The sequence below is a fragment of the Pseudomonas sp. Cab53 genome (assembly GCF_018325965.1).
Classification (GTDB): domain Bacteria; phylum Pseudomonadota; class Gammaproteobacteria; order Pseudomonadales; family Pseudomonadaceae; genus Aquipseudomonas; species Aquipseudomonas chlororaphis_E.
In genome coordinates this window covers 2,645,639-2,660,977 of sequence record NZ_AP021902.1, presented here as the reverse complement: position 1 = coordinate 2,660,977, position 15,339 = coordinate 2,645,639, and the positions used below count along the sequence as shown (strand labels likewise).

Annotated in this window: 16 protein-coding genes; 13 read left to right on the top strand and 3 right to left on the bottom strand. The window is 64.6% G+C overall.

Annotation, left to right across the window (positions count from 1 at the left end; genetic code table 11):
• The first annotated feature begins 60 nt into the window (after positions 1 to 60).
• From nirS to KI241_RS11585, 11 genes are all read left to right on the top strand, one after another.
• The gene (gene nirS, locus KI241_RS11635) at positions 61 to 1,602 is read left to right on the top strand and encodes a nitrite reductase (RefSeq protein ID WP_234408026.1); all 1,542 of its coding nucleotides are present in this window, start codon (positions 61 to 63) and stop codon (positions 1,600 to 1,602) included.
• A 24-nt stretch (positions 1,603 to 1,626) separates the two neighbouring features.
• Positions 1,627 to 1,938, top strand: coding sequence for a c-type cytochrome (locus KI241_RS11630; protein WP_042732948.1), 312 nt, complete (start codon positions 1,627 to 1,629; stop codon positions 1,936 to 1,938).
• 183 nt (positions 1,939 to 2,121) lie between these two features.
• Entirely contained in the window at positions 2,122 to 2,451 is a 330-nt protein-coding gene (locus KI241_RS11625; protein ID WP_123578107.1) for a cytochrome c, read from the top strand.
• Positions 2,448 to 3,626: a cytochrome D1 domain-containing protein gene (locus KI241_RS11620; protein WP_123578106.1), complete on the top strand. Its 1,179-nt coding sequence runs from the start codon at positions 2,448 to 2,450 to the stop codon at positions 3,624 to 3,626. The genes KI241_RS11625 and KI241_RS11620 overlap by 4 nt, the downstream gene beginning before the upstream one ends.
• 2 nt (positions 3,627 to 3,628) lie before the next feature.
• The gene (locus tag KI241_RS11615) at positions 3,629 to 4,102 is read left to right on the top strand and encodes an Lrp/AsnC family transcriptional regulator (protein WP_053145048.1); all 474 of its coding nucleotides are present in this window, start codon (positions 3,629 to 3,631) and stop codon (positions 4,100 to 4,102) included.
• Positions 4,083 to 4,595 carry an Lrp/AsnC family transcriptional regulator gene (locus KI241_RS11610; RefSeq protein WP_042732838.1) on the top strand — a complete coding sequence of 171 codons (513 nt, stop codon included), beginning with the start codon at positions 4,083 to 4,085 and terminating at the stop codon, positions 4,593 to 4,595. The genes KI241_RS11615 and KI241_RS11610 overlap by 20 nt, the downstream gene beginning before the upstream one ends.
• Complete coding sequence (locus KI241_RS11605) at positions 4,588 to 5,031, top strand: AsnC family transcriptional regulator (RefSeq protein WP_042732837.1); 444 nt, start codon at positions 4,588 to 4,590, stop codon at positions 5,029 to 5,031. Before KI241_RS11610 ends, KI241_RS11605 begins: the two co-directional genes overlap by 8 nt.
• Positions 5,006 to 5,542: an Lrp/AsnC family transcriptional regulator gene (locus KI241_RS11600; RefSeq protein ID WP_047737996.1), complete on the top strand. Its 537-nt coding sequence runs from the start codon at positions 5,006 to 5,008 to the stop codon at positions 5,540 to 5,542. The genes KI241_RS11605 and KI241_RS11600 overlap by 26 nt, the downstream gene beginning before the upstream one ends.
• Positions 5,543 to 5,568: 26 nt before the next feature.
• Positions 5,569 to 6,750 (top strand): heme d1 biosynthesis radical SAM protein NirJ, encoded by a 1,182-nt coding sequence (gene nirJ, locus KI241_RS11595; protein ID WP_212803728.1) that lies wholly within the window; start codon positions 5,569 to 5,571, stop codon positions 6,748 to 6,750.
• A 37-nt stretch (positions 6,751 to 6,787) separates the two neighbouring features.
• A complete protein-coding gene (cobA, locus tag KI241_RS11590) occupies positions 6,788 to 7,630 on the top strand; it encodes a uroporphyrinogen-III C-methyltransferase (protein WP_212803727.1) in 843 nt (280 codons plus the stop codon).
• Complete coding sequence (locus tag KI241_RS11585) at positions 7,627 to 9,123, top strand: nitrite reductase (protein WP_212803726.1); 1,497 nt, start codon at positions 7,627 to 7,629, stop codon at positions 9,121 to 9,123. The genes cobA and KI241_RS11585 overlap by 4 nt, the downstream gene beginning before the upstream one ends.
• A gap of 208 nt (positions 9,124 to 9,331) precedes the next feature.
• Here the strand turns inward: KI241_RS11585 and KI241_RS11580 are convergent, their stop codons facing one another.
• From KI241_RS11580 to KI241_RS11570, 3 genes are all read right to left on the bottom strand, one after another.
• On the bottom strand, positions 9,332 to 10,516 hold the full coding sequence (locus tag KI241_RS11580; RefSeq protein ID WP_212803725.1) for a porin: 1,185 nt from the start codon (positions 10,514 to 10,516) through the stop codon (positions 9,332 to 9,334).
• 404 nt (positions 10,517 to 10,920) lie between these two features.
• The gene (locus KI241_RS11575; protein ID WP_042731726.1) at positions 10,921 to 12,195 is read right to left on the bottom strand and encodes a glucarate dehydratase family protein; all 1,275 of its coding nucleotides are present in this window, start codon (positions 12,193 to 12,195) and stop codon (positions 10,921 to 10,923) included.
• On the bottom strand, positions 12,192 to 13,589 hold the full coding sequence (locus tag KI241_RS11570; RefSeq protein ID WP_042731727.1) for an MFS transporter: 1,398 nt from the start codon (positions 13,587 to 13,589) through the stop codon (positions 12,192 to 12,194). The genes KI241_RS11575 and KI241_RS11570 overlap by 4 nt, the downstream gene beginning before the upstream one ends.
• A 107-nt stretch (positions 13,590 to 13,696) precedes the next feature.
• Here KI241_RS11570 and KI241_RS11565 point away from each other — a divergent pair, with 107 nt between their 5' ends.
• Entirely contained in the window at positions 13,697 to 14,593 is an 897-nt protein-coding gene (locus KI241_RS11565) for a LysR substrate-binding domain-containing protein (RefSeq protein ID WP_042731728.1), read from the top strand.
• 289 nt (positions 14,594 to 14,882) lie between these two features.
• Positions 14,883 to 15,317, top strand: coding sequence for a nuclear transport factor 2 family protein (locus KI241_RS11560; protein WP_047737980.1), 435 nt, complete (start codon positions 14,883 to 14,885; stop codon positions 15,315 to 15,317).
• The last annotated feature ends 22 nt before the right edge of the window (positions 15,318 to 15,339 follow it).

The following is a 15,339-nucleotide window of genomic DNA, read 5'->3' as shown; positions in this document are numbered from 1 at the left end:
TTTGCCAACGACCCCGCGCCGGACCAGCCGCGCCTGGTCAAGACCGAAGGGGCGCCGGACATGAGCCAGGCCGACTTCGACGCGGCCAAGGAAATCTACTTCCAGCGCTGCGCCGGCTGCCACGGCGTGCTGCGCAAAGGCGCCACCGGCAAGCCCCTGACACCGGACATCACCCAGGCCCGTGGCCAGGCCTACCTGGAGGCGCTGATCACCTACGGCTCGGCCGCCGGCATGCCGAACTGGGGCACCTCCAATGCGCTGACCAAAGAACAGATCACGACGATGGCCAAGTTCGTCCAGCACACCCCGCCGACACCACCGGAATGGGGAATGGCCGAGACCCTCAAGACCTGGAAAGTGCTGGTCAAGCCTGAAGACCGCCCGACCCGGCAACTCAATACCCTCAACCTGCAGAACCTGTTCTCGGTGACCCTGCGTGACGATGGCAAGATCGCCCTGGTGGACGGCGACAGCAAGAAGATCGTCAAGCTGATCGACACCGGTTATGCGGTGCACATCTCGCGTATCTCGGCGTCCGGGCGTTACCTGCTGGTGATCGGCCGGGACGCCAAGATCGACATGATCGACCTGTGGCCGAAAGAGCCGACCAAGGTCGCGGAAATCAAAGTGGGCATCGAAGCCCGTTCGGTGGAAACCTCCAAGTTCAAGGGCTACGAAGACAAGTACACCATCGCCGGTTCCTACTGGCCGCCGCAGTTCACCATCATGGACGGCGAGACCCTGGAGCCGAAGCAGATCGTCTCGACCCGCGGCATGACCGTCGACACCCAGCAGTACCACCCCGAACCACGCGTGGCGGCCATCATCGCCTCTCACGAATGGCCGGAGTTCATCGTCAACGTCAAGGAAACCGGCAAGGTGATGCTGGTCAATTACCAGGACATCAAGAACCTCACCATCACCAGCATCGACGCCGCGCCGTTCCTTCATGACGGCGGTTGGGACAGCAGCCATCGCTACTTCATGACGGCCGCCAACAACTCCAACAAGGTCGCGGTGATCGACTCCAAGGAGCGCAAGCTCACCGCCCTGGTGGACGTCGGCAAGACCCCGCACCCGGGACGCGGCGCCAACTTCAACCACCCACTCTATGGGCCGGTGTGGGCCACCAGTCACCTGGGCGATGCCGGCGTCTCGCTGATCGGCACCGACCCGGTCAATCACCCGCAATACGCCTGGAAACAGGTCGGTTCGCTGCAAGGCCAGGGCGGCGGTTCGCTGTTCATCAAGACCCACCCCGAGTCCCGGCACCTGTACGTCGACACCACCTTGAGCCCGGACGCCAAGCTCAGCCAGTCGGTGGCCGTGTTCAACATCGACAAGCTCGATGCCGGCTACACCGTGCTGCCGATTGCCGAATACGCCGGCATCAAGAAAGGCGCCCTGCGCGTGGTGCAACCGGAATACAACAAGGCCGGCGATGAGGTCTGGTTCTCGGTCTGGAGCGGCCAGGACGACGAGTCGGCCCTGGTGGTGATCGACGACAAGACCCTCAAGGTCAAGAACGTGATCAAGGACAAGCGCCTGATCACGCCCACCGGCAAATTCAACGTCTACAACACCCAACACGACATCTATTGAGCTCCATCAATAAGAGGAAAAACCATGAAGCCTATTCTGATCGCACTGGCCCTGACAGCGGCCGCCAGCCTGCAACCGGCCCTGGCCGAAGACGGTCCGACGCTGTTCAAGAGCAAGCCCTGCGCGGCCTGTCACTCCATCGACACCAAGGTAGTGGGCCCGGCCCTCAAGGACGTCGCGGCGAAGAACGCCAACGTGCCCGGGGCCCAGGACGTGCTTGCCAAGCACATCAAGGAAGGTACGCAAGGCAACTGGGGCCCCATGCCGATGCCGGCCAACCCGGTGACTGAAGAAGAAGCCAAGACCCTGGCTGCGTGGGTCTTGACCCTCAAATAACCCTCAGTGAGAGAAACCTCTGTGGCGAGGGGATTTATCCCCGCTGGGCTGCGAAGCAGCCCCCCAGAAAGCAACCCCGTCAGCCTGACACACCGCGGTATCAGGTTTTGGGGCTGCTGTGCAGCCCAGCGGGGATAAATCCCCTCGCCACAGGGATCACTTAGCATTTGACCAGGAGGCGTCATGGAACGACACAGCTCAACAACCCTGATGACCGCCCTGCTCCTCAGTTTTTCGGCCGGCGCGCTGGCGTCTCCCGACCCGCAGCGCCAAGCCCAACTGCAACACCTGCTGGACCAGGACTGTGGCGCCTGCCACGGCCTGTACCTGACCGGCGGCCTCGGTCCACCGCTGACCCACGCCGCGCTGGCCGGAAAGTCCCGCGACAGCCTCATTGCCACCGTCACCCTGGGTCGCCCCGGCAGCGCCATGCCTGGCTGGGCACCCCTGCTCGGCCCCGACGACATCCGCTGGCTGGTGGACCGGCTTCTTCAAGGAAAACCTGCCTCATGATCCGTTCATTACTGACTTCATCGGCCCTCGCCCTGCTGCTCTGTGCCTGCACCCAGGCACCGCTTCGCGGCACCGGCGACCTGGGCGTGGTGGTCGAACGCGCCACGGGCAGCCTGCAAATCATCGAAAGCGATACCCGCACCGCCCTCGCCCGCGTCGAAGGCCTGGGCGACCTGTCCCACGCCTCGGTGGTGTTCTCCCGCGACCAACGCTATGCCTACGTGTTCGGGCGGGACGGCGGCTTGAGCAAGGTCGACCTGCTGACCGCGCGCATCGAGCGACGCATCGTCCAGGGCGGCAACAGCATCGGCGGCGCGATCAGCCAGGACGGCAAGCTGATCGCCGTCTCCAACTACGAGCCTGGCGGTGTCAAGGTGTTCGATGCCGCCACCCTGGACCAGGTCGCCGACATTCCCGCCACGCCATTGCCTGGCGGGGACAAGCGCTCGCGCGTGGTCGGCTTGGTGGATGCGCCGGGGCAGCGCTTCGTGTTCAGCCTGTTCGACACCGGCGAAATCTGGACGGCCGACTTCAGCCAGGGCCTCAACCCACGCATCGAGCGTTTCACCGACATCGGCCAGCAACCCTACGACGCACTGATCTCCCCGGACGGGCGCTACTACATGGCCGGGTTGTTCGGCGAAGACGGCATGGCCCAACTCGACCTGTGGCATCCGGAGCGCGGCGTAAAACGCGTACTGGGGCACTACGGACGCGGCCAGGCCCGGCTGCCGGTGTACAAGATGCCTCACCTGGAAGGCTGGGCCATCGCCGACCAGCAAGCCTTCGTGCCCGCCGTCGGCCATCACCAGGTGCTGGTGATGGATGCCCGCGACTGGCGACAGACCGACGCCATCGCGGTGGGCGGACAACCGGTGTTCGTCACTGCGCGTCCGGACGGCCGGCAGCTGTGGGTCAACTTCGCCTACCCGGACAACGACCGCGTCCAGGTCATCGACACCCAGACCCACGCCATTGTCGCGGACTTGCGACCCGGGCCTGCGGTGCTGCACATGGAGTTCACCGCCCGGGGTGACCAACTGTGGCTGTCGGCCCGGGACGGTGGCGACGTGCAGGTCTGGGACCCCTATCGGCTTGAACGCCTGGGCCGCCTGCCCGCCCTGAGCCCCAGCGGCATTTTCTTCAGCAGCCGCGCGCACAAACCGGGGTATTGAGCATGACTGCGAACCCCTTGGCCCGGCGCCTGATCGATCGCTTCCAGCATGGCCTGCCGTTGTGCGCCGAACCTTACCGGGCCATGGCCGAGGCCTTGGGCTGCACCCAGGCCCAGGTGCTCGATTGCTTGCAGTCCCTGCACCAGGCCGGCGCGTTGTCGCGGATCGGCCCGGTGTTCGAACACACCCGCGCCGGAGCCAGCACCCTCGCCGCCCTGGCGGTGCCCGAAGACCGCCTGCACCAGGTCGCATCGCGTATCAGCCAGTACCCGGAAGTCAATCACAACTACGCACGCGAACACCGCTACAACCTGTGGTTCGTGCTGACCGGTCCGAACCGCGCCCACCTGGACACCATTCTCCAGGAGTTGGAGCACGACACCGGCCTGACGCCCCTGGACCTGCCCATGCTGACCGCCTACCGCATCGACCTGGGCTTTGCCCTGGAGGCCTCCCATGCAAAACCCCTTGAGTGAGCAACAGTCGCTGGCGCTGCGCCGCGCGCTGGAAACCGGACTGCCGCTGACACCGCGTCCGTTCCAGGCCCTGGCCGAACAGATCGAGGCCAGCGAGCAGCAGGTGCTCGACCAGGTGCAGCATTGGCACGAACAGGGGCTGTTCCGGCGCGTCGGGCTGGTGGTCAATCACCGCGCCCTGGGGTTCACCGCCAATGCCATGCTGGTGCTGGACGTGCCGGACGCCCTGGTCGACGAGGTCGGTCGGCGCCTGGGCCAGGCCGCAGGCATCAGCCTGTGCTACCAACGCCCACGGCGCCTGCCCCAATGGCAGTACAACCTGTTCTGCATGATCCACGGGCGCCAGCGTGACCGTGTCGAGGCCCAGGTCCAGGCGCTGCTGGCCGAACATCTGCTGGACGACCTGCCTCATCAACTGCTGTTCAGCACGCACCTGTTCAAACAATGCGGTGGGCGCTTCGCTCCACCCGTGGGAGCCCGGATCGATGGATGACCTGGATCGACGCCTGATCAACCGCCTGCAACTGGGCCTGCCGCTGGTGCGCCATCCCTGGCAGGTACTGGCCTGCGAACTGGGCAGCAGCGCAACCGAACTGCTCGACCGCTTGCACGAACTGCTCAACGACGGCGTTCTCACGCGCTTCGGCCCGATGTTCGACATCGATCGCCTGGGCGGCGCCTTCACCCTGGCAGCGCTGGCGGTGCCCGAAGCCCGCTTCGACGCCATCGCCGAGCTGCTCGCGGACATGCCCGAGGTGGCCCACAACTACCGGCGCGAACACAGCTGGAACATGTGGTTCGTGCTGGCCTGCCCCAGTGAACAGGCGATCCACGACAGCCTGCTGCGGATCGAGCGCCTGACCGGCCTGGTGCCGCTGAACCTGCCCAAAGAGGAGACCTACCATGTCGGCCTGTATTTCCCCCTCTGAGTCGCACCTGGACGCACCACCTGACCAGGCTGAAACGTCCCTGGCGCTGCGCCTGGTGGAGCTGACCCAGGAAGGCCTGCCGTTGCTCGAAGACCCGTGGAGCTGGCTGGCCGAGCAGCTGGGCCTGAGCGTGGAGTCGACCCTCGACCTGCTCAAGCGCTTGCAGGCCGAAGGCGCGATCCGGCGCATTGCCGCCGTGCCCAATCACTACCGCCTGGGCTACCGCCACAACGGCATGACGGTCTGGGACGTGGCCGACGCCGACATGCCGCGCCTCGGTGCGCTGCTGGGCGCCCAGCCCTTCGTCAGCCACTGCTATCGGCGCCCGCGCCGGCCCGGCTGGCGCTACAACCTGTTCGCCATGGTCCACGGCCGCAGCCGCGAGGAAATCGACAGCTACCGCGATCACCTGCGCTACCTGCTGGGGGACGCCTGTCGCGCCGATGACATGCTGGTGAGCAGCCGGATCCTGAAAAAAACCGGCCTGCGCCTGTCGCCTGGCACACGCTGAGCCCGCGTCGACTCAAGGAGCGCTTTATGTTGAGGATCAGCCACTACCTGCGCGCCCTGGCCGGCCATTGCCCGGCCCCGCGCACCGCGCCACCGGGCAGCCTGAGGCCGCCCGTGGTGATCTGGAACCTGCTCAGGCGCTGCAACCTGACCTGCAAGCACTGCTACGCCACGTCCGCCGACAGTGTGTTTCGCGATGAGCTGGACACCCCGGCGGCGCTCCAGGTCATCGACGATCTGCATGACGCCGGCGTGCGTGTGCTGATCCTTTCGGGCGGCGAACCGTTGCTGCGCGATGACCTGTTCCAGCTCTGCGCCTACGCCCGCGCCAAGGGTTTCTTTCTCGCCCTGTCCAGCAACGGCACGCTGATCGACGCCGACAACATCCAGCAGATCGGCGCGGCGCAGTTCGACTACGTCGGCATCAGCATCGATGGCCTGGAGGCCACCCACGATGCCTTCCGCCAGCTCAAGGGCAGTTTCGCCCGTTCCATGGCGGCCATCCGGCTGTGCCGCGAGCAAGGGATCCGGGTCGGCCTGCGCACCACCCTCACCCAGCAGAACCACGCCCAGTTGCCCCGGTTGCTGGACCTGATGAACGAATACGACGTGCAGAAATTCTACCTGTCGCACCTCAACTACAGCGGCCGGGGCAAGCGCAGCCGCAAACTCGACGCCCACCAACAGATGAGCCGCGAGGCCATGACCCTGATCTTCGAGCGAGCCTGGCGCGACATCGAGCAGGGGCGCGACAGCGACTTCGTCAGCGGCAACAACGACGCCGATGCCATCCTGCTGCTGCAATGGGTCGGCCGCCGGTTGCCCCAGCACTACGCCGCGCTGGAGCAGATGCTACGGGCCTGGGGCGGCAACGCGTCGGGCAGCGGCATTGCCAATATCGACAACACCGGCGAGGTCCACCCCGACACCTACTGGTGGCAGCACTCGGTGGGCAATGTCCGCCAGACCCCGTTCAAGACGCTCTGGCTCGACCGCCCCGACGCATTGCTGCACAAGCTGCGTGAACATCCACGGGCCGTAGGCGGCCGCTGTGGGCAATGCCGCTGGCTGGCCATCTGCAACGGCAATACCCGCACCCGCGCCTGGGCCGACGGCGACCTGTGGGGCCAGGACCCCGGTTGCCACCTCAGTGACGACGAAATCGGCCTGCACGCCATTCCCAGCGTTGCCTTGCCTGTCGCTCGCTGAGCCAACGGCGAACATGCTACCGAACCAAGGAAGTCCCATGCCTGCCCCCATCGTTCTACCCGTTGCCCTGCAATCGCCATTCAGACCGGGGGAAGTCGCCCTGGTCGGTGCCGGCCCCGGTGACCCGGGCCTGCTCACGTTGCGTGCCTGGAGCCTGTTGATGCAGGCCGATGCCGTGGTCTATGACCGGCTGATCAGCCCGCAACTGCTGGGCCTGATTCCCCTGACCTGCGCCCGGCACTACGTGGGCAAGGCCGCCGGCTGCCACAGCCTGCCCCAGGCGCAGATCAACGAACTGCTGGTCGACCTGGCCGACCAGGGCCAACGCGTGGTCCGGCTCAAGGGCGGCGACCCGTTCATCTTCGGCCGTGGCGCCGAAGAACTGGAATACCTGCTGGCCCGTGGCATCGATTGCCAGGTGGTGCCCGGCATCACCGCCGCGGCCGGTTGCACGGCCTACGCCGGCATCCCCCTGACACACCGGGATTTCGTCAATTCCTGCCGGTTCATCACCGGCCACCTGCAACGCGAAGGCGACCTGGACCTGCCCTGGCATAGCCTGGCGGATGACAGCCAGACCCTGGTGTTCTACATGGGCCTGTCGAACCTGGGCACCATCGCCACGCGGTTGATCGAGGCCGGCCTGGCCGGCCGGACCCCAGCGGCATTGATCTGCAATGGCACGCGCCCCGATCAGCAAGTGCTGCGCGGCACCGTCGAGCAACTGCCGAGCATGGCCCAGGCCTGCGCCGAAGGCCTGCCGACCCTGACCGTGATCGGCAAGGTGGTCGACTTGTTCGCCCATCAGCCGCTGCACCATCCGGCACACCTTCACCCCGTGGCACAGGCCCGGACCGCCGCCGCGAAGGTGGCGCTGTGAAGCGCTGGTGGTGGTTGCCCTGGCTGTGGATCGGCGCGGCCCAGGGCGCCGTCGCCACGGCACCCGACCTGGACCAGGCCGAACGTAACTACCAACAGCACTGCCAGCAGTGCCACGGTGTAAACCGCATCGGTGGCGCCGGGCCGGCGCTGTTGCCCCAGAGCCTGAGCCGGATCAAGCCTGACGAAATCCGCGAGGTCATCACACAGGGGCGTCCGGCCAGCCAGATGGCGGCGTTCGGCGGCGTGCTCGACGCCGCGCAGATCGAGGGCCTGGTGCAGTACCTCCAGCGTCCCCCCGCGGTCGAGCCGCGCTGGGACGAGGATGACATTCGCCGCAGCCATCGGGTGCTCGAAGACCTCGCCAGCCTGCCGACCACCCCCCAGCACAAGGCCGACCCGCTGAACCTGTTCGTGGTGGTGGAAGCGGGTGACCATCACGTCGATGTCGTCGACGGTGACCGTTTCGAGGTGCTGGCCCGCTTCGCTTCGCACTTCGCGGTACACGGTGGGCCGAAGTTCTCTCCCGATGGACGCTTCGTCTACCTCGCCTCCCGGGACGGCTGGATCAGCCTGTACGACCTGCACAACCTCAAGCTGATCGCCGAAGTGCGGGCCGGCCTCAATACCCGCAACCTGGCAGTGAGCAAGGACGGGCGTTGGGTGCTGGTGGGCAACTACCTGCCCGGCAGCCTGGCGGTGCTGGACGCCCGGGACCTGTCGCTGGTCAAGACCGTCGCCACCGTGGGCCGCGACGGACAGGCGTCACGGGTGAGCGCGGTGTACACCGCCCCGCCCCGCAACAGCTTCATCGTCGCCTTGAAGGATGTGAAGGAGGTATGGGAACTGCCCACCGGTCCGAACCCGGATTTCGTGCCGAGGCGCATCGACGCCGAGGATTACCTGGATGACTTTTCCTTCTCGCCGGATTACCGGCAGTTGCTCGCCACCTCGCGCAAGGCCCAGGGCGGCCAGGTGATTGACCTCGACAATGGCCGGGTGATCACCGACATCGCCCTGCCGGGCATGCCGCACCTGGGCTCGGGCACCTATTGGCGGCGTGACGGCCACTGGGTACTCGCAACGCCGAACATCAGCAAAGGGCTGATTTCGGTGATCGACCTCGACACCTGGAAAGTCATCAAGCAGATCCCGACCCTGGGGCCGGGCTTCTTCCTGCGCAGCCACGCCAATTCGCGCTACGCCTGGACCGATGTGTTCTTCGGCCCCGACAACGATGCCATCCACCTGATCGACAAACAGACCCTGGAAATCGCCCACACCCTGCGCCCCGTGCCCGGCAAGACCGCCGCCCACGTCGAATTCACCCGCGACGGACGCTACTTGCTGCTGAGCATCTGGGCCACCGATGGGGCGCTGATCGTCTACGACAGCAACACCCTCCAGGAGATCAAGCGCCTGCCCATGAACAAGCCTTCAGGCAAGTACAACGTGGGGAACAAGATCGAGTTTGCCGAGGGGACGTCTCACTGAAAAAAGGGGGCTGATGCGCAGCCCCCAATATCAATCAGGCTCAGGGCCGCTTCGCGCCCCGGCGGGAGCAAGCTCCCTCGCCACAGGATTGCATCCGTATTCAAAAATGCAGTCGAACGCTGCTTTTGTGGCGAGGGAGCTTGCTCCCGCTGGACTGCGCAGCAGTCCCAAAAGCGACCTCACACACCTCATCTGAAGAGGATCACCCTTACCAGGTGAGCACCGCACCCACCGCAAACGTATCGGTGTCTTCATTCTGGGCACCGGTGTCGTGGCCGTTGATTTCGAACTGGTTGTACTCGGCCACGAGCTTGAGGTTGTCGTTGACGTCATGGAACAGCGCAATGCCACGGGTTTCATAATCGGCGCCGCTGCCCACCACCCCGTTGCCGTCGTCATCGGTCTTGCCGTAGGACAACGCCAGGCGGTTCTTGCCCAGCTTGTACGAGCCCTGCAACAGGTAGCCCTTGCTGTCGACATTGCGCAACGTGGCTTCGCCGGCATTGTTGGTGAAGAACGGGTTGATGCCCTTGGCCTGGAACCCCGAGCCGGTCAGCGACAAGCCCCCCATCTTGGCCTGCACGCCGTAGCCCAGGCCCTTGGAGGTCACTGACTCGACGTTGGAATCGGTATTGTCCGACGTCTGGTAGCTGCCGTTGAGCCAGCTGTAGATCTTCGCCCCGCCCAGGTCGAACTGGTAGGTGATCTCGCTCTCGGTGCGCGGGTTTTCCTGGTAGGCCTTGCCGGTGGCGCTGTTGTCGTTGGTGTCTACCGGGTCCATGATCCCCACCGCCACCCGCAGCCCCTCCATCACCGGCGTGCGGTAGGTGATCTGCGAGGTCGGGAACGGATACGGGTAACCGCTGCCGATGTTGCCGAACGAGACCCCGCCGCCGTCCACCAGCCCCAGCGTATCGCTGACCTGGCCATAACCGGCCAGCAGTTCGTCCAGCAGGATGTTGGAGCGGGCAAACAGGCCGAAGTCCTTGCCGATCAGCACTTCGCCCCACTCCGGGTTGGCGACGGTGCCGTAGAACTGCCGCACGTCGATGGCGGTATCGGTGCCGTTGGTCTCGCTGTCGTTGATGGTCACCCAGAACGACGCGCGAGCGCCCAGTTTGAGGTCATCGACCTGCTTGCCCATGTTGAAGCCCAGGTAGTTGGGCAAGAAGCCCATCTTCACCCGCGCCTGGCGCCGGTCATACTGCTCCCCTGCCCGGTCCACGTCGCTGTTGACGTAGAAGGCGTTGATGTAGCCGTCAGTGGAAAAGGTGGTCTGGTCTTTGTCGTACAGCATGATTTCGGCTTGGGCCCAGGGCGCCAGGCCGAATGTCGAAAGACTGGCGATGACCGCAGGCAAAAAACGGTGGCGGGTATTTTTATTGTTGTGCATGGCGCGCTCCGCGACGTGGGACGGGATGTCGGAGGCGATTATCGAAAGGCTGTGGGCGGCGCCATACGCTGCCTTGGAGGCAATTGACGAGTGCTTTGGTGGCGCGGGTTTGAAGCGGCAGTTTGGGTGTAAGACGGCGAGGTCGAGGGGTGCGACAGCTTGGGCGTAAGACTGCCTTGCCGACGGGCGCGATACTTTGGGTGTGGCCCGCTGGATGGGCTGGGAGGATCAACTCATTGGTCAGTCATAGCGAGCCGTTTGGTTTGGGGCTGCTGCGCAGCCCAGCGGGAGCAAGCTCCCTCGCCACAGGGGTCGCCCCCACACTCAAAATTGAAGTCAAATCCAGCTTTTGTGGCGAGGGAGCTTGCTCCCGCTGGCCTGCGCAGCAGGCCGCCTTCTTGGACTCAGAACCTCGGCTTGACGGTCTTCCAGTCCGGCCGGTAGCGCTGCATCTGCCGCACGTCATCACGCTGGCGGATGCCGCAACCGAGGAACTGGTCATGCAGCTTGCCCAGTTGATCGCGGTCCAGCTCCAGCCCGAGGCCCGGAGCCCGGGTGATCTTCACGCAACCGTCGACGATCGGCAGCTTGCCGCCCTTGATCACTTCTTCATCCGGTTCCTGCCAGGGGTAATGCGTGTCGCAGGCGTAGTCCAGGTTCGGCACCGCTGCCGCGACGTGGGCCATGGCCATGAGGCTGATGCCCAGGTGCGAATTGGAATGCATCGACACACCCAGGCCGAAGGTGCTGCACATTTTCGCCAGTGCCTGGGTGTCCCGCAGGCCACCCCAGTAATGGTGATCCGCGAGCACAATCTGCACGCTGTCCAGCGCCACGCTGCGTCGGAACTCGTCGAAATCGGTGACCACCATGTTGGTCGCCAACGGCAGGCCGGTGCGTTTGTGCAGTTCGGACATGCCCTCCAGCCCCGGCGTCGGGTCTTCGTAATACTGCAGGTCATCGCCGAGCAACTCGGCCATGCGAATGGAGGTCTCCAGCGACCAGTTGGCGTTCGGGTCGATGCGCAGCGGGTAGCCGGGAAACGCCTGCTTCAGCGCCTTGATGCAGGCGACTTCGTGCTCAGGCTCCAGGGCGCCGGCCTTGAGCTTGATGCTCTTGAAACCATACGCCTGGATCATGCGCCGGGCCTGGGCGACGATCTGCTGCTCATTCAAGGCCTCGCCCCAGCTGTCTGGCGGGTATGGCGAATCGATGTGCTCGGCGTACTTGAAAAACAGGTACGCGCTGAACGGGACTTCATCACGGATCGCACCGCCGAGAAGATCCACCAGCGGCACGTTCAGGTAATGGGCCTGGAGGTCCAGGCAGGCCACTTCAAAGGCCGAGTAAGCATTGCTGACCGCTTTGCTCGCATGGGAGCCCGGCGCCAGTTCGGCACCGGCGACACTGGCCGGCCGTTGCGCGGCGACGGTCGCCTCGACAATGGCCCGCAAGCGGTTGAGGTTGAACGGGTCGAGGCCGATCAACAGGTCCTGGAGTTGCATCTGGATCGCCAGGGCGGGCGCATCGCCGTAGCTCTCGCCCAGGCCGATGTAACCGTTGTCGCTTTCAATCTCGATGATCGAGCGCAGCGCGAACGGCTCATGGATGCCGCTGGCGTTGAGCAACGGTGGATCGCGAAAAGCAATGGGTGTGACCGTGACGCGTTTGATCTTCATACAGCGGCTCCCGATGGGCCTGGGTTCAAGGCTTGACGTTTTTCCGGCTGATCGGCGTCGGCGATGGGTTCGGGCCGACCGGACAATGAGTTGGGTGTGTCGCGCCCCGGTGAAGTGCGGGCGAAAAAGATCACCACGGCGGCGATCAGCGAAGTGATCGCCAGGCCATACAGGCCGCCTTCGATGGAACCGGTGGTCTGTTCCAGGAAACCGAAGGCCGTGGGCGCGACGAAGCCGCCCAGGTTGCCGATGGAGTTGATCAGCGCGATCACCGCGGCCGCGATGCGAGCGTCCAGATAGCCCTGGGGAATCGGCCAGAACAGCGCCGAGGCGGCCTTGAAACCGATCGCGGCAAAACAGATCGCGACGAAGGCGAAGACCGGCCCGCCCGTGGTGGACATGAACATGCCGAACGCGGCAATCACCAGCGTGACCGCGACCCAGGCCTGCTGGAACTTCCAGCGCCCGGCCAGGGCGGCGAAGCCGTACATCGCGACGATGGAGATGATCCACGGGATGGAATTGAGCAAGCCGACCTGGAAGTCCCCCAGGCTGCCCATCTTCTTGATCATGCTCGGCAACCAGAACGTGGCGCCGTAGATGGTCAGGGCAATGGAAAAGTAGATGAAGCAGAACAGCAGGATCTGCCGGTCGGCCAACAGCTTGAACACCGACGGCTTGATCACCTGGGTCGCTTCCCGGGCCCGTTGTTCCTCGGCAATGGCGGCGGTCAGTACGGCTTTCTCTTCAGCGGTCAGCCATTTGGCCTGGCTTGGGTGCGATTGCAGCCAGAACCAGACGAACCCGCACAACACAATGGAGGCGAAACCTTCGATCAGGAACATCCACTGCCAGCCGTGCAGGCCCAGCCCGCTGACGTGCAGCAGCGCACCCGACACCGGCCCGGAAATCACCGAGGCGATGGCCGAGCCACTGAGGAAAATCGCCATCGCCTTGCCGCGCTCGTTGGCCGGCAGCCACTGGGTGAAGTAATAGATGATGCCGGGGAAGAACCCCGCCTCCGCCGCGCCGAGGATAAAGCGCAGCACGTAAAAGCTGGTCTCGCCGCGCACGAAGGCCATCGCCATCGCCGCCGCGCCCCAGGTGAACATGATGCGGGTCAGCCAGGCCCGCGCGCCGTAGCGCTGCAGCAGCATGTTGGAGGGGACTTCGAACAGCGCGTAGCCGACGAAGAACAGCCCGGCGCCCAGGCCATAGGCCGCTGCGCCGATGCCCAGGTCGGTTTCCAGGTGGCTGCGCACGAAGCCGATGTTGACCCGATCGATGTAGTTGACGATGAACATCACCACCACCAGCGGCAGTACGTGACGTTTGACCTTGGCCGCCGCGAGCGCCAGGGTGCTCGCCGACGTGGAGTCCGGTACGTTGTTCAAGGGTGCCTCCCGATCATTGTTTTTGTGGGGAACGGGACGATGATGGACGCCGGGGATTGTTCCCGTCTAATCTAACTTGGCACTTGATTGATACCTGGATTGAATCAATGTTTGAACTGGCCCAACTGCGCTGCTTCACCACCGTGGCGACCGAACTCAACTTCCGTCGAGCCGCCGAACGCCTGAACATGACCCAGCCACCGTTGAGCCGGCAGATCCAGTTGCTGGAACATCACCTGGGGGTCGAACTGTTCACCCGCAGCACCCGCAGCGTGGCGCTCACCGCCGCCGGCCGGGCGTTTTTCCTCGAAGCCCAGAACCTGCTGGAACAAGCCCAACAAGCGGCCGTGGCGGCCCGGCGCTTCGCCCAGGGTGACATCGGCTCGGTCACCATCAGCTTCGTCGGCAGCGCGGTGTATGAATTTTTGCCCAAGGTGATCGCCGAAGCGCGGCTGAAACAGCCCCAGGTCAAAATCGTCCTGTCGGAGATGAATACCTACCAGCAGCATGAGGCCCTGCGCGCCCGGCGCATCGACCTGGGCATCGTCCGCTCGCCGCTACTGGAAACCGGCTACGCCACCGAATGCCTGGTGCGCGAACCCTTCGTGCTGGCGGTCCCGGCCGGGCACCCGCTGGCCCAGGCCGAAACCGTGAGTGTGCAGGACCTCGACGCGCAACCGTTCCTGATGTACTCCCATTCCGCCTACCCGCCGTTCAACGAATTGCTCACCGGCACGCTCCGCTCGGCCCGGGTGGCGCCGCAATACGTGCAATGGCTCGGCTCCTCGCTGACCATCCTGGCGCTGGTCAACGCCGGCATGGGCCTGGCCCTGGTGCCCCGGTGCGCCACCAGCGTGGTGTTCAAGCAGGTGGTGTTCCGCGAGATCGACCTGGGCGAAGGGGTGCAAAGCGAACTGCATCTGATTTGGCGGGAAGACAACGACAACCCGGCGTTTGCCATGTTGCTGGAAGGGATTCGGGGGGCGGTTCGCGAGGGGTTGTAAGCTCACTGCCAGGCAGCGGCCCGTGGCGAGGGAGCTTGCTCCCGCTGGCCGCGTAGCGGCCCCTGAGCGCACGCCAGAATGACCCGTGCGTCGGTGTCGCTTTTGGGGCTGCTTCGCAGCCCAGCGGGAGCAAGCTCCCTCGCCACGTTGGGGTCGTGAATCATTCGTTCATTTTTCCATTGCCGGTCTCTTGGCTATCCTGACACCGAAAGTAGTTGTACGATGACCGACGAGCGTAGTCAAAAACGCTCATGACGTTCCTCATACCTACAAAAACAAGGAAACACCCATGAAGAAAGCGACATTGGTCATCAGCTTCCTGTGCCTGTTCAGCGGTTATGCGGCCACTGCCGCGGCGTCGGCCGAGCAGGATGTGGCCCAGGCCGTCGACCACCTGACCCAGGCCATGCTGCACAAGGACATCCCCCAGCTCCAGGCATTGGCCGCCGAGAACCTCACCTACGGGCATTCCAGCGGGAACATCCAGGACAAGAAAGCCTTCATCGCCGACATCGAGACCGGCAAGAGCGCGTTCAAGACCCTGGAGATGAAAAACCAGAAGATCACCCTCTCAGGCGACACCGCCCTGGTGCGTAATCATTTCTCGGCCCAGGCGATCAAGGGCAGCGACATCGTGCCGACCGAAATCGAGAACTTCCAGATCTGGCAGAAACAGAAGGACGGTAAGTGGCTGCTGATCGGTCGGCAGGCGTTCAAGTTCTGATGATTGGCCAGGTGCATGCATG